This is a genomic window from Methylobacterium sp. Leaf123, from assembly GCF_001423405.1.
In the GTDB taxonomy this organism is placed as follows: domain Bacteria; phylum Pseudomonadota; class Alphaproteobacteria; order Rhizobiales; family Beijerinckiaceae; genus Methylobacterium.
Genome location: NZ_LMNS01000009.1, coordinates 89,750 through 108,695 on the forward strand (window position 1 = coordinate 89,750; position 18,946 = coordinate 108,695).

17 protein-coding genes, 1 tRNA gene and 1 pseudogene are annotated in these 18,946 nt (G+C 66.3%); 7 read left to right on the plus strand and 12 right to left on the minus strand.

Translation table 11 applies throughout. The features are described 5' to 3' along the window. Positions 1–301: 301 nt before the first annotated feature. From ASF53_RS08565 to ASF53_RS08615, 11 genes are all read right to left on the minus strand, one after another. Complete coding sequence (locus ASF53_RS08565; RefSeq protein ID WP_056196965.1) at positions 302–1,540, minus strand: ammonium transporter; 1,239 nt, start codon at positions 1,538–1,540, stop codon at positions 302–304. Positions 1,541–1,693: 153 nt separating this feature from the next. Further along, positions 1,694–2,710, minus strand: a complete 1,017-nt coding sequence (gene yut / locus ASF53_RS08570; protein WP_056196967.1) for an urea transporter — start codon at positions 2,708–2,710, stop codon at positions 1,694–1,696. Positions 2,711–2,725: 15 nt separating this feature from the next. Further along, positions 2,726–3,661 (minus strand): urease accessory protein UreD, encoded by a 936-nt coding sequence (locus tag ASF53_RS08575; protein ID WP_056196969.1) that lies wholly within the window; start codon positions 3,659–3,661, stop codon positions 2,726–2,728. Between the two features lie 4 nt (positions 3,662–3,665). After that, a complete protein-coding gene (gene ureG, locus ASF53_RS08580; protein WP_056196971.1) occupies positions 3,666–4,313 on the minus strand; it encodes an urease accessory protein UreG in 648 nt (215 codons plus the stop codon). A 20-nt stretch (positions 4,314–4,333) separates the two neighbouring features. After that, positions 4,334–5,014: an urease accessory protein UreF gene (locus ASF53_RS08585; protein WP_082482592.1), complete on the minus strand. Its 681-nt coding sequence runs from the start codon at positions 5,012–5,014 to the stop codon at positions 4,334–4,336. Positions 5,015–5,055: 41 nt separating this feature from the next. Then, positions 5,056–5,694 (minus strand): urease accessory protein UreE, encoded by a 639-nt coding sequence (locus ASF53_RS08590; RefSeq protein WP_056196975.1) that lies wholly within the window; start codon positions 5,692–5,694, stop codon positions 5,056–5,058. 23 nt (positions 5,695–5,717) lie between these two features. Next, positions 5,718–6,101 (minus strand): fluoride efflux transporter CrcB, encoded by a 384-nt coding sequence (crcB, locus tag ASF53_RS08595; protein WP_056196977.1) that lies wholly within the window; start codon positions 6,099–6,101, stop codon positions 5,718–5,720. A gap of 10 nt (positions 6,102–6,111) precedes the next feature. Next, positions 6,112–6,495: a fluoride efflux transporter FluC gene (locus ASF53_RS08600; protein WP_056197134.1), complete on the minus strand. Its 384-nt coding sequence runs from the start codon at positions 6,493–6,495 to the stop codon at positions 6,112–6,114. 64 nt (positions 6,496–6,559) lie between these two features. Continuing rightward, entirely contained in the window at positions 6,560–8,278 is a 1,719-nt protein-coding gene (locus ASF53_RS08605; protein WP_056196979.1) for an urease subunit alpha, read from the minus strand. A gap of 36 nt (positions 8,279–8,314) precedes the next feature. Further along, complete coding sequence (locus ASF53_RS08610) at positions 8,315–8,725, minus strand: urease subunit beta (protein WP_082482594.1); 411 nt, start codon at positions 8,723–8,725, stop codon at positions 8,315–8,317. Between the two features lie 24 nt (positions 8,726–8,749). Further along, entirely contained in the window at positions 8,750–9,052 is a 303-nt protein-coding gene (locus ASF53_RS08615) for an urease subunit gamma (protein WP_056196983.1), read from the minus strand. Positions 9,053–9,689: 637 nt separating this feature from the next. On the opposite strand from ASF53_RS08615, the gene ASF53_RS08620 reads away from it, so the two are divergent. The 3 genes and pseudogenes from ASF53_RS08620 to ASF53_RS25625 form a co-directional block, all read left to right on the plus strand. Beyond that, entirely contained in the window at positions 9,690–11,804 is a 2,115-nt protein-coding gene (locus ASF53_RS08620) for a TonB-dependent receptor (RefSeq protein ID WP_056196985.1), read from the plus strand. After that, positions 11,801–12,334: DUF4198 domain-containing protein (locus ASF53_RS25620; RefSeq protein WP_156635451.1), on the plus strand; the 534-nt coding region annotated here is incomplete at its 3' end. The genes ASF53_RS08620 and ASF53_RS25620, both read left to right, overlap by 4 nt. 1 nt (position 12,335) lies before the next feature. Next, a pseudogene (locus tag ASF53_RS25625) lies at positions 12,336–12,632 on the plus strand (DUF4198 domain-containing protein); the annotation flags it as partial. 509 nt (positions 12,633–13,141) lie between these two features. Here the strand turns inward: ASF53_RS25625 and ASF53_RS08630 are convergent. Continuing rightward, positions 13,142–13,216: transfer RNA gene (locus ASF53_RS08630), tRNA-Glu, on the minus strand. Between the two features lie 148 nt (positions 13,217–13,364). On the opposite strand from ASF53_RS08630, the gene rlmB reads away from it, so the two are divergent. The 4 genes from rlmB (at position 13,365) to sppA (ending at position 18,929) form a co-directional block, all read left to right on the plus strand. Further along, entirely contained in the window at positions 13,365–14,171 is an 807-nt protein-coding gene (gene rlmB, locus ASF53_RS08635) for a 23S rRNA (guanosine(2251)-2'-O)-methyltransferase RlmB (protein ID WP_056196988.1), read from the plus strand. Positions 14,172–14,584: 413 nt separating this feature from the next. Continuing rightward, positions 14,585–16,297, plus strand: coding sequence for a 30S ribosomal protein S1 (gene rpsA, locus ASF53_RS08640; protein ID WP_003600675.1), 1,713 nt, complete (start codon positions 14,585–14,587; stop codon positions 16,295–16,297). Positions 16,298–16,431: 134 nt separating this feature from the next. Continuing rightward, complete coding sequence (locus ASF53_RS08645) at positions 16,432–17,715, plus strand: putative sugar O-methyltransferase (RefSeq protein ID WP_286134241.1); 1,284 nt, start codon at positions 16,432–16,434, stop codon at positions 17,713–17,715. A gap of 248 nt (positions 17,716–17,963) precedes the next feature. Further along, the gene (gene sppA / locus ASF53_RS08650; protein ID WP_056196992.1) at positions 17,964–18,929 is read left to right on the plus strand and encodes a signal peptide peptidase SppA; all 966 of its coding nucleotides are present in this window, start codon (positions 17,964–17,966) and stop codon (positions 18,927–18,929) included. Positions 18,930–18,946: the final 17 nt, after the last annotated feature.

Below are 18,946 nucleotides of genomic sequence, written 5' to 3' on the forward strand. Positions count from 1 at the left end.
TATCAGGCGGGCATTCGTCGAGCAGCATCGGTCCGGGCTTTTCCGGTGGATCGATCGGATCCGCTCGGCCGCGGGCGAGAATGAAGTCGTCTCGGGGGGGCGAGAAAGCATCTCACGCGCAAAGGCGTCGCCGCGCGCCGGGCCCGGCGCATCCGTCCGATGCGCGGAGTCTTTCAGCGATGCCGATCGGGCATTGTGAGCCGCGCATCGATGCCTGTGGGGCCTTCACAGCACCCGTCAGATCTGGAGGCATCGGCCGGATGCAAGGTTCCCCCCTTGCGGGGCGCCCGGAACAGCGTGGCTACTTCGGGAGGGTGCGATCCATGTTCCACAGGTTGAAGGCGCGCTCGCCGAGCAGGGTGTCGAGGCCCTCTTCCTGGATCTCTTCCGGCACCCGCAGCGTGCCGAAGTGATCCAGGCCCTTCAGGATCAGGAGGGTGATGAAGGAGGCGTAGGCGCCGACGATGGTGACAGCGAGAAGCTGGACGCCGAATTGCTGCAGGCTGGCCGAGACCTGATTGATGTGCGGACTGGCTAGGAGGCCGATGAGCAGGGCACCGGTGAGGCCGCCGACGCCGTGGGCGCGCCAGACTTCCAGCGTGTCGTCGATCTTCAGCCACTTCTGGACGTGTTTGGCGAAATAGCAGGCCGTCGCGCCGATGGCGCCGATCGCCAGGGCGGCAATGGGCTCGACATAGCCGGAGGCCGGGGTGATCGTCGCAAGCCCCGCCACCGCGCCGACGAGAACGCCGGAAAAGGACGGGTGCTTGGTCTCGCGCCATTCCCAGAACATCCACACCAGCATGGCGATGGAGCCGGCGAGCATGGTGTTGGTGAAGGCGTAGGCCGCCAGCGCATCGGCCGCATAGGCGCCGCCGGCGTTGAAGCCGAACCAGCCGAACCACAGCAGACCTGCGCCGAGGGCGACCAGGGGCAGGCTGGCGGGCGCGGATTCGGATTCGCCTGCCTGCACCCTCCGTTTGCCGAGAAACTTCGCCGTTGCCAGCGCCGAAAAGCCCGCGGAGGTGTGAATGACGATCCCGCCAGCGAAATCGACCACGCCGAGCTTGGCTAGGAAGCCGCCGCCCCAGACCCAGTGCGCGGCCGGCACATAGACGAGGACGGTCCAGGCCGTGATGAAGAACAGGTAGGCGCCGAACCGAAAGCGCCCAACGAAGGCGCCGGTCATCAGGGCCGGTGTGATGATGGCGAACATCATCTGGTAGGCAAAGACCATGATGAAGGGGATGCTTGGAGCATAGGTCTGATGCGGCTCGATGCCGACCTCATACATGCCGAAATAGTACCCGAAATCTCCGATCGCTCCGCCGATATCGGGGCCGAATGCGAGACTGAAGCCTCCGAACACCCAGATCACGCCGACCACACCGATGCAGACGAAATTCTGGATCATGACGGACAGCACGTCGCGCTGCCTGACGAGGCCTCCGTAGAAGAGCGCCAGAGCCGGCGTCATCATGAGAACCAGCGCGGTGCAGAGGAGGATGAAGGCCGTGTCGCCGGCATTAATGCCTTGCATCGCATGCTCCTTGATCTGGGCTTCTCGGAAGAGGAACGTGTCGGCGCTTGCGGTGCGCGGCAGCCTCGCTCGGGCGAGACGATGCGGACCGATCGAAACGGGATCGATGCCGTGCCTCTGCTCGGGGCGTCCGGCTGAGGGCGCCCCGGGGCGTCACCGTGCGGTCCCCGCTGCCTTGCCGGGGATCTTGCCTTGATCGTCGATCATCGGATCGGCGACGGGCCCGTGCGGATGGGGCGCCATCAGCTTTTTCGGCGCGATGAACAGGTACATCGTCAGGACGTAGGGGGCCGTGAAGGACGGGATGCCCGCCGGGGCTACCATGACGTCGAGGGCGCCCTGGACGAAGACGGTCATCACGGTCGCGAGCCCCGCATAGACGGCCACCCGCGGCGAGGGCGTCAGGAAGATGAGGCCGACGGCCATCGCCGTCAGGACCGGGCTGAAGCCGTAGAGGCCCTGGCTCACCGCCGAGGGATCGGCGCCCATCGCGATCGCGACGACCATGCTGACCAGCGACCCGGCGGCGGCGGCGATCCCCGCCGGGACCGAGGCGATCAGGATGCCGGCCAGGATGATGACGCCGCTGACGGCGCTACCCAGCAGGAAGACCTGCGCGATGTTGCGGAAAAAGATCGCGACGAGTTCCGTCGGCGCCGGAATGCCGATGCCGCTCTGAGCAAGGTCGCCCGCGAGCTTGGGGGCCTCGCCCGTCACGTGCAGCCGTCCGAAGGAATAGGCGGCGGCGACCATCAGCCACCCCGTCAGCACGAAGGGGCCGGTCGAGCCGGGAATGCCCCATTTGCCGGTGAGCGTCGCGCTGAAGGCGGCGGTGAAGACCGTGCTTGCCGCCGCGCCGATCACGATCGAGGCCCAGAGTTGGGGCGAGGCCGCGATGAAGGTCGGAAGCGCGGCGCCGACGAGAACGCCGTTGAATCCGTAGAGACCTGAGGCGACGGAGGTTTCGTCGCATTCCAGAAGTCGTGCGGTCAGCGTTGCGACGATGACGCCGAGTGCCGCCCCAATCGTGGTCGCCCAGATACCGCTGATCGAGGAGGCATAGGCCATCGCGGCGAAGAACAGCACGCCCGTCAGGGCATTCTCCATGAAGAAGACTTGGCTCGTCCCGCGCAGCGACTGGATGAGAAGGTTGGTCTTCGCGCGCGGCATGGGTCCGATCCTCGCTCAGCGCCAGTAGGGTTCGGCGGGAAGAGACCGGTCGCGCGCCTCCTCGCGCACGATGCGCCAGAACCGGCGAACCTCGTTGCGCACGTCGTAGGTCTCCACGCCGACCGCGCGTAGCATCAGCCCGGCGGCGTTGGGCAGGCGGCTCACGCCGGAGACCGCCCGCGGCGCCTCGAGAGGGAAATGCGTCTCGAACCGTTCCTTGATGCGCGCGGCCGTCTCCGGGGGCGTGACGCAGAGGATGTTGGCGAAGGCGTCGAAGCCGCGCATCACCGCCGCGAAGGCGATCGTCGGATCGCCCTTCTCGATCAGGATCTTTTCGGCGAACAGCCTGCGCCCGCCGGGCCGGTGCAGGTTCACATCCATCGACAGCAGGTCGAAGCCGAACCGCTCCTCGACATGATGATGTTTGCGGCCGGCGAGGACCATCTCGCCGTAGAGCAGGGTGGCGTCCGCCGCGACGACGAGGTCCGTGCGGGAGAGGAAGCGCGAGCCGCGATAGGGGATGGTGAAGTCCGGCAGGTATTCGAGGTAGCCGCCGGCCTCGACGGTCACGCTCTGGTGCTGCGCGGCGTAATTCGCGTCCATGCAGTGGATGCGGTTGGCGCCCTGGGTGGAGACGTGCGCGCAGGCGCCTTCGCCCACGGCGATATCGATCGTGTAGCGGTCGCCCTGCAGGATGCCGCCGCCGACCGAGATGATCGGGCAGACCGGCAGTTCCGGCATCGCCTCATCCCAATAGAGCGCCTGTTGCACGAGCAGCGGCGCGACCCGGTAGAGATCGTGGAGGACGGAGCGACCGTCGCGCAGCGAGAAACCGAGACGCAAGCGGCCGACCTTACCGGGCGCGCCCGACCGCATCTGTGCCGGCTCGGTCTGGAAACCGCGCAATTCGCGCGCCTTGTCGATGAGGCCGAGTGGCTCGTGCAGCGCCATGGTCTCACGCGCTCGCCGCGAGCGGAGGATGCGTCTTCACATCGAACAGCGCCATGTCGAGAATGAGCTGAAGGAGGTCGTCGACGCCCTCGCCGGTCTTGCAGTTGGTGAAGAGGAACGGCTTCTTGCCGCGCATGATCTTGGAATCGCGTGCCATGACCTCGAGGCTCGCGCCGACATAGGGGGCGAGATCCTTCTTGTTGATGACGAGGATGTCCGACTGGCAGACCCCGGCGCCGTTCTTGCGCGGGATCTTGTCGCCGGCGGCAACGTCGATCACGTAGATGTAGAAGTCCGCCAGTGCCGGGCTGAAGGTCAGCGTGAGATTATCGCCGCCGGACTCGATCAGGATCACGTCGCTATCGGGATACTTGTCTTCGAGTTCCTCGACCGCGGCGATGTTCATCGAGGGATCTTCGCGCACGGCGGTGTGCGGGCAGGCCCCGGTCTCGACGCCGACGATCTTCTCTTCGATCAGCACACCGTTGAGGGTCCGGCGCACCTGCTTGGCATCCTCGGTCGTCACGACGTCGTTGGTGATGATCAGCGGCTTGATGCCCAGCGCGATCAGGCGCGGCGTAATGGTCTCGATAACAGCCGTCTTGCCCGAGCCGACCGGGCCACCGATGCCGATACGGGTGATCTTCTTCATCGCTGTTTCCTTTGCCGCATTCAGTTCATGAACAGGCGGACATGGACCGTGGTGTGATGGGCGACGAGGACGTCGAAGACCGGCGCGAAGGCGGCCATCTCGTCGAGGGCGAGATCGTGCACGGCGAGGTAATCGTCCTCGACGCGGCCCTGGGCGGCGAACAGGATGCGCTGGGTCTCGAAATGATCGATCCGCATCAGCCGCAGCGCGGCGCTCAGGATCATCGAGGCCACACCGTATTGGTGGACGATGAAGGCCTCGGTCTCGTCCGCCCCGAGATGGGCGAGCGTGACCGCTTGGCCGATCGGCAGGCAGCCGGGGGTGGCGTCCAACCGGATGTCGGCGAGCCAACGCTCCAGCATCGGCGACGGGCTGCTTTTCAGCGCCAGTTCGGCGAGCTTCCTGCCCATCCGCGTCAGCATCGCCTGCTGCTCTTCCCCGACACGGCGACAGATCAGTTCCCGGTCGGCCACAACGACGCCGTCGTAATCGTCCGCCAGGGCCGCGCGATGGGCGTGCAGCAGCGCGACGCCGTCCACCCGGGCGGTCTGATGCAGGACGAGGCTGACGAATTGCAGCAGGCTGCTCGCGTCGGCGACGATCCCTGTCTGCAGCGCGGATTCGAGACCGTTGGAGAAGGCGAAGGACCCGATCGGCAGGGTCGAGTCCGCGAATTGCAGCAGGCGCGCGAGATGCGTCATGCCGTGCGGTGCGAGACGGGCCCTCGGTTCCCCGTGCCGCATCACGTCACCGGATCGTGGTGGTGATGGGCGTGCGGCTGACCATGATCGTGCGCGTGATCAGGGTGGTCCTGTGCCGCGTCGTGACCGGCATGATGGTGATGCGGGGTGGCGTCGGCACCGGCGAACAGCAGCCGGACCTCCTTCGCGTCGAGCTTGGCCGCCACCTCCTCGCCCGGAGCGAAGCGGGTCTTCACATGGGCGAAGGCATGCGTGCGCATGACCGAGGCCATCACCTTCTGATCGACAGAGAGCGGCACGTAGACCGTCGAGCCCTTGATCACGGCGGGCCAGTGCTGGTTGCCGAGGCCGTGCCCGAGTTCGAAACAGGCGCGCAGGATCTCGTTCGGGGGGAGGCTCTCCAGCCCCTCCAGCTCGATGACCAGCACCTCCTTGAGGGAGATCCGGGCGACGACGATGAGATTCCGGTCCGCGTCGTAGTGGAGCACGTCGCCGTCATGCAGATGCTCGGAGCGGGGCAGTGAAACCGCCAGCTCGATCCCGCCTTCGCTCGCCTTGCGCAGGCGGCTCTTGGGCGTCTCCCATTGCTCCAGCACCAGCGGGTCGATCCGCGCCTGCCTCGCGCGCTCCCCCCAGACCGGATCGCCGAGATGTCCGAGTTTGTGTTCGACGAGGATCATTCGTCTCTCCCAACGGAGCGCGCTCAGGCGCGTCGCAGGCGTTTCCCGGATGCGATACCGAGCCAGATCGCGGCATAGCCGACGATGAGGCTGGACAAGGCGTAGAAGACCGCAAGACCGGCCTGGCCCGGCGACGAAGCTTCGGAGGTGATGCCGTAGACGAAGCTCGAGAACGTCGACATTCCGCCGGCGAAGCCCGTGCCGATCAGGAGCAAGTACGCGTCCGAGACTTGCTTCAAGCGATTAAGTTCGAAGGCGGCGCCGAGGCAGAACGAGGCGACGACGTTGGCGGTGAAGATGTCGAGCGGAAAGGCGCCGTTCTGCTGAGGGATCAGCAGCATGAGGAGTTCGCGCGTGATGGCGCCGAACCCGCCACCGATGAAGACGAAGACGGCCCGCGCGCCCATCACGGGACCCCTACGATCTGGCGAGGGCGACGCCCGCCGCCGCGGCGCAGAGGCCGACGCCGACGGACGAGAGGAGGTACAGAGCGGCCAGCCCGTGGCGATGCTCCATCGCCATCTGCGCCGTATCGAGCTGCATGGAGCTGAACGTGGTGTAGCCGCCGAGGAAGCCCGTCAGCACCAGGGACGACACCATCTCCCCGTGGCGTTGCTGCCAGCCGAGGGCGAGCGCGGCGGAGAGATAGGCGATGGCGAAGGCGCCGGTGACGTTGACGAGGAAGGTGCCGAACCTGAAGCGCGCGGGGATCGCGCGGTCGATGAAGCCGCCGAGCTGCCAGCGCAGCAGAGAGCCGGCACCGCCGCCGAGACACACCCATAGGACGTCGATCGGTCTCATCAATGCGGCACCGGGCTGCGAACCGGCGGCGGAAGGGGCCTTCCGTCGCAGAGCAACGTGAGGGTCAGCTGAAGAAGTGGAGCTGCGCGAGCGGAAGATGCGTGGCGGGCTCGATCGTGGCGTGCTTGCCGTCGACCATCACCGCGAAGGTTTCCGGGTTGACCTCGATGATCGGAAGCCGATCGTTTCGAACCATCGACTTCTTGGTGATGGTGCGCGTGCCGTAGACCGGCACGACTTTCGACGTCAGCGCGTAGCGATCCACGATTCCGTCCTCGTAGGCAGAATGCGAGGTGAAGGTCACGCGCGTCTTGGCCACCGCCGGTCCGAGAGCGCCGAACATCGGCCGATAGACGACCGGCTGCGGTGTCGGCAGCGAGGCGTTGGGATCTCCCATGATCGCCCAGGAGATCATGCCGCCCTTGATGACCATCTTCGGCTTGGCGCCGAAGAAGGCCGGTTCCCACAGGACGAGATCGGCCATCTTGCCGACCTCGACCGATCCGATCACGTGCGAGACCCCCGCGACGATGGCGGGATTGATCGTCACCTTGGCGACGAAGCGCAGCACGCGCTGATTGTCGTTGCCGGAGGCGTCCCCCGGATAGGCACCGAGCCGCGCCTTCATCAAATGGGCCGTCTGCATGGTGCGCGCCCAGTTCTCGCCGACGCGGCCCATGGCCTGGCTGTCGCTCGACAGGATCGAGATCGCGCCAAGATCGTGCAGGACGTTTTCCGCCGCGATGGTCTCGGCGCGCACGCGGCTTTCCGCGAAGGCGACATCCGTCGGGATCTTCGGGCTGAGATTGTGGCAGACCATCACCATGTCGAACAATTCGGCCTGGGAATTGATGCCGTAGGGCATGGTCGGATTAGTCGAACTGGGGATGACGTTGGGAATGCCCGCAACCCGGATGATGTCCGGGGCGTGCCCGCCGCCCGCGCCCTCCGTGTGATAGGTATGGATCGTGCGCCCCTCAAAAGCGGCGATGGTGCTCTCGACGAACCCGGCCTCGTTCAAAGTGTCCGTGTGGATGCAGACTTGGACGTCCTGATCATCCGCCACGGTCAGGGCCATGCGGATCGCTTCCGGCGTGCTGCCCCAGTCTTCGTGAACCTTCAAACCCATGGCACCGGCCCGGATCTGCTCCTCGATCGGGAGGGCCGCCGAGCAATTGCCCTTGCCGTGAACGCCCGCATTGATCGGCCAGGCATCGAAGGAGCGGAGCATCATCTCGATGTTCCACGTACCCGGCGTGATGGTCGTGCCGTTGGTGCCGTCGGATGGGCCGATGCCGCCGCCGAACAGCGTCGTCACGCCGTTGCTGAGCGCGGCCTGGGCCTGTTGCGGCGAGATGAAGTGGACATGTGCGTCGATGCCGCCGGCGGTCAGAATGAGGTGCTCGCCGGAAATGGCGTCGGTGCCCGGTCCGAGCGTGAGCCCCCGTGTCACCCCCGACATCGTCGAGGGATTGCCGGCCTTTCCGATCCCGACGATCGCGCCGTTCTTGATGCCGACATCGGCCTTGATGACACCCTGGACCGCGTCGAGGATCGTGACATTGGTGATGACGAGATCCGGTGCGCCCGCGGCACTGGTCAATTCACTGTCGTAACCCATGCCGTCCCGAAGCGTCTTGCCGCCGCCATAGACGGCCTCCTCGCCGTAGACGCGAAGATCCTTCTCGATCTCGATGTAGAGGTCCGTATCGCCCAGCCTGATCTTGTCGCCCGTCGTGGGCCCGTATAAATCCGAGTATTGCCGCCGTGAGATCTTGCTCATCCCAGCGCTCCAGATTCGACTGTCGAAGGGGGCAGGTTACGGCTTGTTCTTGAACCCATAGCGGTTCACCCGATCCAGCGCGTCCATCAAGCGCGGGCGGTAATCGTCGTAGGTTTCATCACCGACCCAGCCGTTGACGAGGCCATTGAAGCCGAGCACCCGCTGCTTGCCCTGATAGGGAACGAGCGAGACCTCCTTCTCGTCTCCGGGCTCGAACCGCAGAGCGGTCGTGGCCGGGATGTTGAGCCGCTTGCCGAAGGCTTGCTCGCGATCGAACTCAAGCGAGGCATTCACTTCGAAGAAATGGTAGTGCGACCCAACTTGGATCGGGCGGTCGCCCGTATTCCGGACCTTGATCGCTGTCGTCGGATATCCGGCATTGATCTCGATATCCCCTGACCCGAAAATGATTCCGCCAACGGGTGTCTTCTTCTGGGAAGGACTCATCGCGTCACCTCCTGGCATCTCGATCTACTTGATGGGCGCATGCACGGTGATGAGGCGCGAGCCGTCCGTGAACACCGCTTCGACCTGAACGTAGGGAATCATCTCCGCAACACCGTCCATGACGTCGCCGCGGGTGATGGTTTTGCCCGCAAGCTCCATCACTTCTTCCACCGTCTTGCCGGCACGGGCGCCTTCCAGAGCGGCGACGGAGATCAGGGAAACGGTTTCCGGGTGGTTGAGCTTGAGCCCCTGGTCCCGACGGCGCTGTGCGACCTGGGCCAGCATGTAGATCAGCAGCTTGTCCGTTTCACGCTGAGTAAAGTGCATAGGCAGCTTCCCGAGCGAATCCGGCCAGCCTTGGCAGCCGATTTACTGGCACCCAGAGAATATCTTGTTTTCAACCTATAACAGCAACTTTGTGAGCATGGATAGCCTTGTTTGAATACGCAGTATTACTTAAAGAAATGATCAATTTCGCTTATAAGTTGTTGTGGCCATGGAACATTCGCGTTGGCCCTGGCAGCGCGTTGCGCTCCCGGCCGCGGCGCCGAATGATGTCCCCTTCCGGTGTGAAAGGGGTGTCAGGTCGCGACGCTAGAGTTGTAAGGATCGTTCCGCTCCGCATCGGGATACTCGATTTTGGGCCGATTCTCCGGCTACGGTCACTTTCGGTCGTCATATGATGGGAAGCTCAGAAGCCGTTGGCCTCGAAGATTTTTCGCGGCCAACGGGTCAAAGACTTGGTGACCGGCAGGACAAGCCATGCAGTATCGACGGCGATGCCAGAGCTAAGGCAGTTTCATCGAGGCGGTCGTTATGAAAATCTTCTGAAGCCCAGACGGCGAGGCCTGAAAAAGGCTGCAACGCATGACCGAGATGCGCGAATACGAAAAATTCCTATCTTGTGCCTGCCTATAATTTGCAGTTTAGTGACACAGGGATCACTGAGTGCCTAGGTTGCACGATGTCGCCGTTTCTGACGCGCCTGTTCGCATCGGCCAGCGCTCTCGGCGTGAGCACGCTTCCGGGCCATGCGCTCGATCCGACCGTGGTCGAGCTGGAGGAATTGCAGGTCACGGCGCAGGGTGGTTCGGCAAATCCCGTTGCGGCGGTCGCGGGGCCGGCATCGAACCTGAAAACCCGGATCTCATCGTCGGTCCTGGCCCTCCCGGGCAACAGCACGGTGATCGATGCCGCGGAGATCGCTCGCCTGCCGGTGCAAAGCTACGGCGACCTCTTCCGCCCCGTGGCAGGCTTCGATGTCTCGAATTACGGCCAGGGCAGTGTGGGATACGGCATCGCCCTGCGCGGCTTCAGCGATGCCGAGCACGGCCGTGACATCGCCGTCTTCATCGACGGGGTGCCGATCAACGAGGTCTCCTCGATCCACACCCCGAACTATGTCGATCTCAATCCGCTGATTCCGGAGACCATCCGCTCCATCAGCATCGTGCGCGGCCCGTTCTCGGTCGAAGCGGGCGACGCCAATCTCGGCGGCTCGATCTTCATCGACAGCAAGCGGGCCGAGCCTGTCTCGACCGTCGGCGCGTCGGGCGGCTCCTTCGGCACGGGGCGCGGCCTTGCCACCTTCAGCCAGGTCGGCCCGGGGATCCAGCCCTTCCTCGCCTATGAGGGCTACGGCACCGGGGGCTATCGCGAGAACGGCGATCTCGGGCGCTACAACGCCTTCAACAAGGTCACGATCCCCCTCGATCTCGGCTCCAGCCTGTCGCTGCGGGTGCAGATATACGGCACGGGCTTCGGGCAGCCGGGCTACCTGGCGCGCGACCTCGTGCGCGCCGGTCGCGTCTCACCGCGGGCCGCCACCAACATCACCGATGGCGGCGGCAAGACCCTGCAGACCTTCGTGGCCAACTACGTCAACGGTGGGCCGGACGACGAGGTGTCGGCGCTTCTCTATGCCAGCCACGACGTGTTCAGCCGCTTCTCGGATTTCGGCGCCGGCCAGCGCGGACAGGTCGAGGAACGGGAGACCGCGGGCGGCCGCATCCGCCAGATCTGGACGACGAGCCTGTTCGACGCGCTGCCGACCCAGTTCCTCGTCGGCGGCGATTGGCGCAGCGATGCGCTCGACGTGAACACCGGCCCCTCGATCGCGCGCAGCTTCACCGCACGGACCCTCGATCTCGACCTCTCGCAGCACAACCTCGCGGCCTACGCGCAGGTGCAGGTCAGGCCGGCGCCCTGGCTGAAGCTGACCGGCGGCGCCCGCTTTGACCAGTTCTTCTACGACATGCGCAACAACCTCGACCCGGCCCTGTCGCCCAAGGTCAGCCCGAACGTGGCCTCCCCCAAGGGCGGCGCCGCGCTCACGCCTTTCGACTGGCTGGAGCTGTTCGCCAATTACGGCCAGGGCTTCCGCAGCCCCTCCGCTTCGAGCGAATTGACGGGCAATCCCCGCCTCACCCCGCTGACCGTCGAGAGTACGGAAGGCGGCGGCCGCCTCGTGTTCGACCGGATCAGCCTCCTCGGCACGGTGTTCTTCACCGACATCGCCAACGAGGTCTTCCAGCCCGCGCCCGGCCTGCCCGTGCAGAATCTCGGCAAGTCCCGCCGCGACGGCTTCGAAATCGAGGCGAAGGTGCTGGCCTATCGTGACGGCCTCGACCGCGTGGCGTTGTTCGCCAACTATTCGGGCGTCTCCGCCCGATTGCTCAACGGCGCGCCATCCGTCTTCATCCCCAACGTGCCGGCGTCTCTGGCAACCCTCGGCGCCGAATTCGACATCGCCGCACCGGCCGCCCTGTTGCCCACCGGACGCCTGACCGGTGCTGCCTACCTGTCCTACATCGGCGCCAAGCCGTTGACCGAAGACGGCTTGTTGCGCTCCTCGCCCTATCCGCGCGTCAGCGGCCGGCTCGCCTACCTCCACGCGAGCGGCTGGACGACCTACGGGCAGGCGACTTGGTATCCCGGCGACCGCACGAGCGAGAGCATCTTCAACTTCGGCTCGTCGGTCTCTGCCTCGGCCGCCGAAATCTTCACCAGTCCGCAGCCGCGCCTGACGCTGTTGGCCGGGATCACCTCCAGCTTTGCAACAGGAGCACCTCTTCGATGAGACGGATCGCCATCCTCGCCGCGCTGCTCGCCCTCACCACACCGGCGGCCGCCCACGACCTCTGGCTGGACCCCGCCGGCAATGGCGTGCAGGTCCTCTACGGGCATCCCCACGAGCCGGAACTGCCGAGTGCCGGCAAGCTGATGAGCCTGACCGCCTACGAGCCTTCGGGCGCGGTGACGCTGGCCGCCAAGCGGGAGACCGGCCCCGTGCCCGCGCTCAGAGCCACACATCAGGGCGACGCGCTGTACGCCGCGGCCTACGACAACGGCTACTGGGTGCGCCTGCCCGACGGCAGCTACCGCAACGCCAGCAAGCGGATGCTTCCGCAGGCCGACAAGAGCCTGTGGTCGGTGAAGTTCGCCAAGGCCGCGTCCGGCCCGACGGCCCCGTGGGACAGAATCGTCGGCCAACCGCTGGAGATCGTCCCACTGGAGGATCCCGCCGCGGCCTCGGGCCAGATCCGGGTGCGGGTGCTGTTCGAGGGCCGTCCGCTCGACGGCGCCAGCGTGGTCGCCACCGACGGCGTGNCTGGAGGATCCCGCCGCGGCCTCGGGCCAGATCCGGGTGCGGGTGCTGTTCGAGGGCCGTCCGCTCGACGGCGCCAGCGTGGTCGCCACCGACGGCGTGAACTTCAAGAGCGAGGCGGACCAGGCCCGCGCCACGACGGATGCGCAGGGCGTCGCGGTGGTCTCGCTGCGCAGCGCCGGCCCGCAGGTCCTCGCCGTGGCCCACCGCGTGACCCCCTCGCAGACACCGACGCTGGCCGATGCAGACAGCTACGGCGCAACCTTCGCCTTCACGCTCACTGACCCGAAATCCAACTGAGCGCGAGGCTGGATGGAGCGCATGCGGCATCGGCTCTCAAAGCCTTCGCCGCCTCGATCAAGCCTCCCGACGCCGAACGGCAACGCTTTCTCGCCCGACGGTGCGACGGGCTTACATCCTCGGTGCCGATGAGGGCGCACCACGAGCTGCGATGAGAGGCGGGACGCTTTACGGCGTCCGCCGAGCGCGCGGATGAACTCATGGCAGCGCAGCGCAGTGCGCTGTCGTCACACGGGCACACGGGAATGTGCACGTACCTGTCGGAGAGCCCCGCTAAGCAAGCGGGGCTCGCGACCCCTCCACGATCCGCTGTCGGGCCGGCGGAGCGCTTGGCAGGCTCGCGAGTGCTGGAAGTCGGTTGGGACGTTTGAGTAGCCGTAACCGCGGTCCGGATCGTCACCCGCCTGAACCGTGGGCCGAGGATCAAGCTCTGACGCGACGTCCTTCGGTCTAGGAGACCGGATCGAGCCGCATCGCCGTATCCGGCGTTCGCAGCCCTAATGCCGAAATGGCGCGCCCTGCGGGAATCGAACCCGCCTTTTCAGCGTGAAAGGCTGACGTCCTAACCGATAGACGAAGGGCGCTGTCTGACGGCGACCGGTCTATAGTCGGGTTCGCCGCCGACGGCAACGGCTTTGCCGCATGATTCCGCGACTTGACGCGGAGCGATCGCATCGGCTTCTCGGTCATCCGATACGCCACGCCCATTTCTCTGCCCTGAAAGACCCGCCCATGACCCCGCCGCGCGACCGCCCGGCCAAGCCGTACGGCTTCCGGCCCCGCCCGCGAACGCAGCCCCCGGGACCGGCGGCGCGTGAGGGGAGAGACCATGTCGTGCTCTATGGCTGGCATCCCGTCTCGCAGGCCCTGGCCAATGCGGGCCGCCACTTCCATCGGCTGCTCGCCACCGAGAACGCGCTGGCACGCCTCAAGGAGGCCGGGATCGAGCTGCCGATCGAACCGGAGATGGTCCGCCCCAGCGCGATCGACCGGCTGCTCGGCCCCGACGCGGTGCATCAGGGCCTCTATGCCGAGGCCGAGCCGCTGGCCGCCCCGGCCCTCGACGCAATGCCGGACGACGCGCTGCTGCTCGCCCTCGATCAGATCACCGATCCGCACAATGTCGGCGCCATCGTCCGGACGGCGGCTGCGTTCGGCGTCACCGCCATCATCACCACCGCGCGCCACTCGCCGAATGCCACCGGCGTGCTGGCGAAATCCGCCTCCGGCGGCCTGGAGCACGTGCCGCTGGTCATCGTGCGCAACCTAGCCGAGGCGCTGATCACGCTCGGCGAGCGCGGTTTCACCCGGATCGGACTCGATTCGGATGCCGGCACAACCCTCGATGCCGTCGGCCCGCGCCGTCCGGCGGTGCTCGTGCTCGGGGCCGAGGGGAAGGGCCTGCGTCAGCGCACCACCGAATGCTGCGACGTCTTGGTGCGCATCGACGCGACCGGCGCAATCCGCAGCCTCAACGTCTCGAATGCGGCGGCAATCACCCTCTACGCGCTGACGCGTTCGACCGAAACGCCAGCCTAAAACCCGATCCCGGCGCCGGATGGCGCCGGGTCTCGTCCGCAGACCGATACGCTCCGGTTCGGCAGCGACAAGATCCCGGACGAATCAGATCCGTCCGAACTCAGCTCTCGCGGCAGCGTTCGCGTCGGAGACTCCGGCATTCCAAGACGTTGCAAGACGTTGCGTCGCGCACGCGGATCCGGTATCGCTCGCACCGATTTCCTCATCGATACCGTCAGGATCCAGGCTTTCGTGCCCGGCGGACGCATCGCCGGGGGATCGAGCCCTCGACCATCGCTTTCAGCATGCGTCGGCCCTCCGAAAGGAGGCGAGCCCGACCGGATCGTCCATCCGGCGGGCGGCGGTGACGGGGGTCCTTTGCAACACGAGCCGCCGACGCAGGCCTCACGAAATGGGGCCATTCAGGAGAAAGAATGTCAGCTGGTCTGAACGTAAGCTCTTCGGCCCGCGAGGATTTCGCGGCCCTGCTCGAGGAATCCTTCCTCCAGCATGAGATCACCGAAGGTTCGGTCGTCAAGGGCACCGTCGTCGGCATCGAGAAAGATGTCGCCGTCATCGATATCGGTGCCAAGACCGAGGGGCGCGTCCCCCTCAAGGAATTTACCGGCCCGGGCCGCGAGGGCGAGCTCAAGGTTGGCGACGAGGTCGAGGTTTACGTCGACCGCATCGAGAACGCGCTGGGCGAGGCCGTCATCTCGCGCGACAAGGCGCGCCGCGAGGAATCGTGGGTCAAGCTCGAGAAGGCCTTCGAGGCCAACGAGCGCGTCACCGGCACGATCTTCAACCAGGTCAAGGGTGGCTACACCGTCGATCTCGACGGCGCCGTGGCGTTCCTGCCGCGCTCGCAGGTCGATATCCGCCCGGTGCGCGACGTGACCCCGCTCCTCGGCACGCCCCAGCCGTTCCAGATCCTCAAGATGGATCGCCGCCGCGGCAACATCGTCGTGTCGCGCCGCACCGTGCTCGAAGAGAGCCGCGCCGAGCAGCGCTCGGAGCTGGTGGCCAACCTTGAGGAAGGTCAGGTCATCGACGGCGTCGTCAAGAACATCACCGAGTACGGCGCCTTCGTCGATCTCGGCGGCATCGACGGCCTGCTGCACGTCACCGACATGGCGTGGCGCCGCGTGAACCACCCGTCGGAGGTCGTGACCATCGGCCAGACGGTCAAGGTCAAGATCATCAAGATCAACCACGAGACGCACCGCATCTCGCTCGGCATCAAGCAGCTCCTGGCCGATCCGTGGGAGGGCATCGCCGCCCGTTACCCCGAGGAAGCCAAGCTCAAGGGCCGCGTGACCAACATCACCGATTACGGCGCCTTCGTGGAGCTGGAGCCGGGGATCGAGGGCCTGATCCACGTCTCCGAGATGAGCTGGACCAAGAAGAACGTCCATCCGGGCAAGATCGTCTCCACCTCTCAGGAGGTCGAGGTGCAGATCCTGGAAGTCGATTCGGTCAAGCGCCGCATCTCGCTCGGCCTCAAGCAGACCCTGCAGAACCCGTGGGATGCCTTCGCCGAGAAGCACCCGGTCGGTTCCGAGGTCGAGGGCGAGGTCAAGAACAAGACCGAGTTCGGCCTGTTCATCGGCCTCGAAGGCGATGTCGACGGCATGGTCCACCTGTCGGATCTCGACTGGAACCGTCCCGGCGAGCAGGTCATCGAGGAGTTCAAGAAGGGCGACATGGTCCGCGCCCAGGTTCTCGACGTCGATGTCGAGAAGGAGCGCATCTCGCTCGGCGTGAAGCAGCTCGGCGGCGATCCCTTCGCCGAAGCCGGCGAGGTCAAGAAGGGCCAGATCGTCACCTGCGAGGTCGTCGAGGTGAAGGATTCGGGCCTGGAGGTGAAGCTCGTCGACACCGACATGCAGACCTTCATCCGCCGCGCCGAACTCGCCCGTGACCGTGGTGACCAGCGTCCCGAGCGTTTCGCCGCCGGCGAGAAGTTCGACGCCCGCGTCATCCAGTTCGATCGCAAGGCCCGCCGCGTGCAGGTCTCGATCAAGGCGCTGGAAGTCGCTGAGGAGAAGGAGGCGATGGCCCAGTTCGGCTCCGCCGATTCGGGTGCCTCGCTCGGCGACATACTCGGTGCCGCCTTCAACAAGAAGAAGGGTGGCGACGAGGAGTAAGCCTCGCTGCCTTCCCATTCTGCCTCGGGGCCGGCTCTGCCGGCCCCGAACTTTTTCTGGTCCTGTTTTCGAAACGTCCCGAAGCGAGCGCGATGGCAAACCGCCTCTCGAGCTTAGGCGCCAGCCTGAGATGGTTGAGGGGCAGGCGCCCCGGACACCGCTCCGATCCGCTCCCGTCCCAATTCGAGTCCGAGCGCTATCTCGACCTCAACGCCGATGTGGCGATGGCGGTCGAAGCCGGTCTCATCGCCTCGGCGGAAGAGCATTACCGCGTCTTCGGTCACCGCGAGGGGCGTCCGTTCCAGGTTCCGTCCGCGACGGCCGAACTCGGCGGCGGCATCGCCGGGCCTTGGACCTACCGCTACCCCTACCGCGCCTGGCCCGAGCTGCCGGCCATCGCCTTCGCCGCGCCGCGCCCCGGCCCCGAGGACGACGCCATCGCGCGACGCCTCATCGCCGCTTGGCAATCCGGCGCCGGACGCGCGCCGATCCAGGCCGACAGCGAGGGCATGTGGGCGGCCCGCACCCAGGGCTTTCCCGATTTCCACCGCGCCCTTCAGGGCGGGGATGCCGGCGCGCTCGCCGGCCTGCTGAACAACCTGTTCCAGTCCCATCTCGCGCACGGCATCGCCATGGGGCGCACGATGGCGACGCTGGCCCGCCACGCGCCCACACCGTTCGCCGCAAGCTGGTGCGACCGGCTGCTGCGGCTCTCGGAGGCGGTCGGCCTCGCGCCGACCCGTTCACCCGAGCAGGGCGATTACGCGGCCGCGCTTGCCGGCCCCCTTGCCCGGCATGTCGAGCCGGCGCGCCTTGAAGCCGAACTCGGCTTCCCCCTGGCGTTCCCCGAGGTCGGCGCCCCGTTCGGTGTGCGTTACGGCGCCGGCATCCTGCCAGAGCATGCCTTGACCCACGCCTACGCCGCTTGGCGGGTCGGACAACTCGGCCGCTTCGACCGCGTGGTCGAGATCGGCGGCGGTTTCGGCGGGCTGGCTTGGTTCCTTCGCCGACCCGACCGGCACTATACGATCCTCGATCTACCCTTCACCAACGTGCTCCAGGGCTGGTTCCTGCTGAAAGCGGGCCTCGACGTGTCCCTGGCCGGCGAGCCGGATGCCACGATCCGGGTCCTGCCGTGGTGGGAGATCGAGCGGAACGAGGGCTACGATCTGGCGATCAACCAGGATTCGCTTCCGGAAATGCCGCCGGAGACGGCCGCCATGTATATCGCGCGGATCCGCGCCATCGCGCCGCTGTTCTACTCGATCAATCAGGAGGCGGCGGCCCCGAACACCGACGCTTTCCGGCAGGCCATCGTCGCCGATCTGGTCGCGCGGGACGGCGGCTACCGGAGGCTGAGCCGGCATCTGTTCTGGATGCGGGACGGCTACGTGGAAGAGATCTACGCTCGACGCTGAACGGGTTACCCCTCGTGGACCTGGCGTCGGACGACGACCGGCGCGGGTTGTACCGGCCGGGTCGGAACGGGCTCTTGCCCGCGCGCCTCGGCCGGCGCTAAACACGAGCGCAGCAACCGAACCCAAGTTCATCAAGGGTTTGGCCGGAATCCGGATCGGACAGGGCCGTGCTCCCGCAGGGCACGGCGTGAACGGTCCCAAAGAAACGACGGCTGCACCGCGCCGCTTGGAGAGGAGTACATCGTCGGATGGCTGCAGACGCCGAGTTTCTCATCGATCGCCGCCGTCTGCGCCGCAAGCTCACGCTGTGGCGGATGCTCGGCATCGGTGCCGCCATCATCGCCGTCGGTGCGTTGGGCTACCGCGCGCGGGTCGGCGAGGGCCGGCTGTTCCCGGCCACCGAGAACCAGATCGCCCGGATCTCGATCGGCGGGTTCATCGCCGGCAGTGAATCGACCCGCAAGCTGATCGAGCGGGTCGGCGAGTCGAACGCGGTCAAGGGCGTGGTGATCTCGATCTCGTCCCCCGGCGGCACGACGACCGGCTCGGAGGAACTCTACCGCAACCTGCGCGCGCTGGCGGCGAAGAAGCCGATGGTCGCCTTCGTCGATGGCACGGCCGCCTCGGGCGCCTACATCACCGCGATCGCCGCCGATCACATCGTCGCCCGCGAGACTGCGCTCGTCGGCTCGATCGGTGTGCTGTTCCAGTATCCGGACGTCTCCGGCCTGCTCGACAAGGTCGGCGTGAAAGTCGAATCGGTCAAATCCTCGCCGCTCAAGGCGGAGCCCTCGGGCTTCAGCCCGACTTCGCCGGAGGCGCGCGCGGCCCTGGCAGCGATCGTTCTCGACACCTACGGCTGGTTCAAGGGTCTGGTGGCGGAGCGCCGCGGCATGAACGACAGCCAGATTGCCGCCGTCGCCGACGGCCGCGTGTTCAGCGGCCGCCAGAGCCTGCCCCTCAAGCTCGTCGACGAACTCGGCGGTGAGCGCCAGGCGGTGGCATGGCTGGAGAAGGAGAAGAAGGTTCCCGAGAAGCTTCCGGTGAAGGATTGGAAGCCGAAGGCCGATGGCGGGTTCAAGCTCTGGTCGGCTCTGGGGCTCGGCGCCGATCTTCTCGGTCTCGAAAGCCTCGCCAGCCGTCTCCGTGCGGTCGAGGACGAAGCCGCCGGGCTCACCGGCGGGCTCCTGGCCGTCTGGCGGCCGGCCCCCTGAGGTCTCGCGCCGCGCCA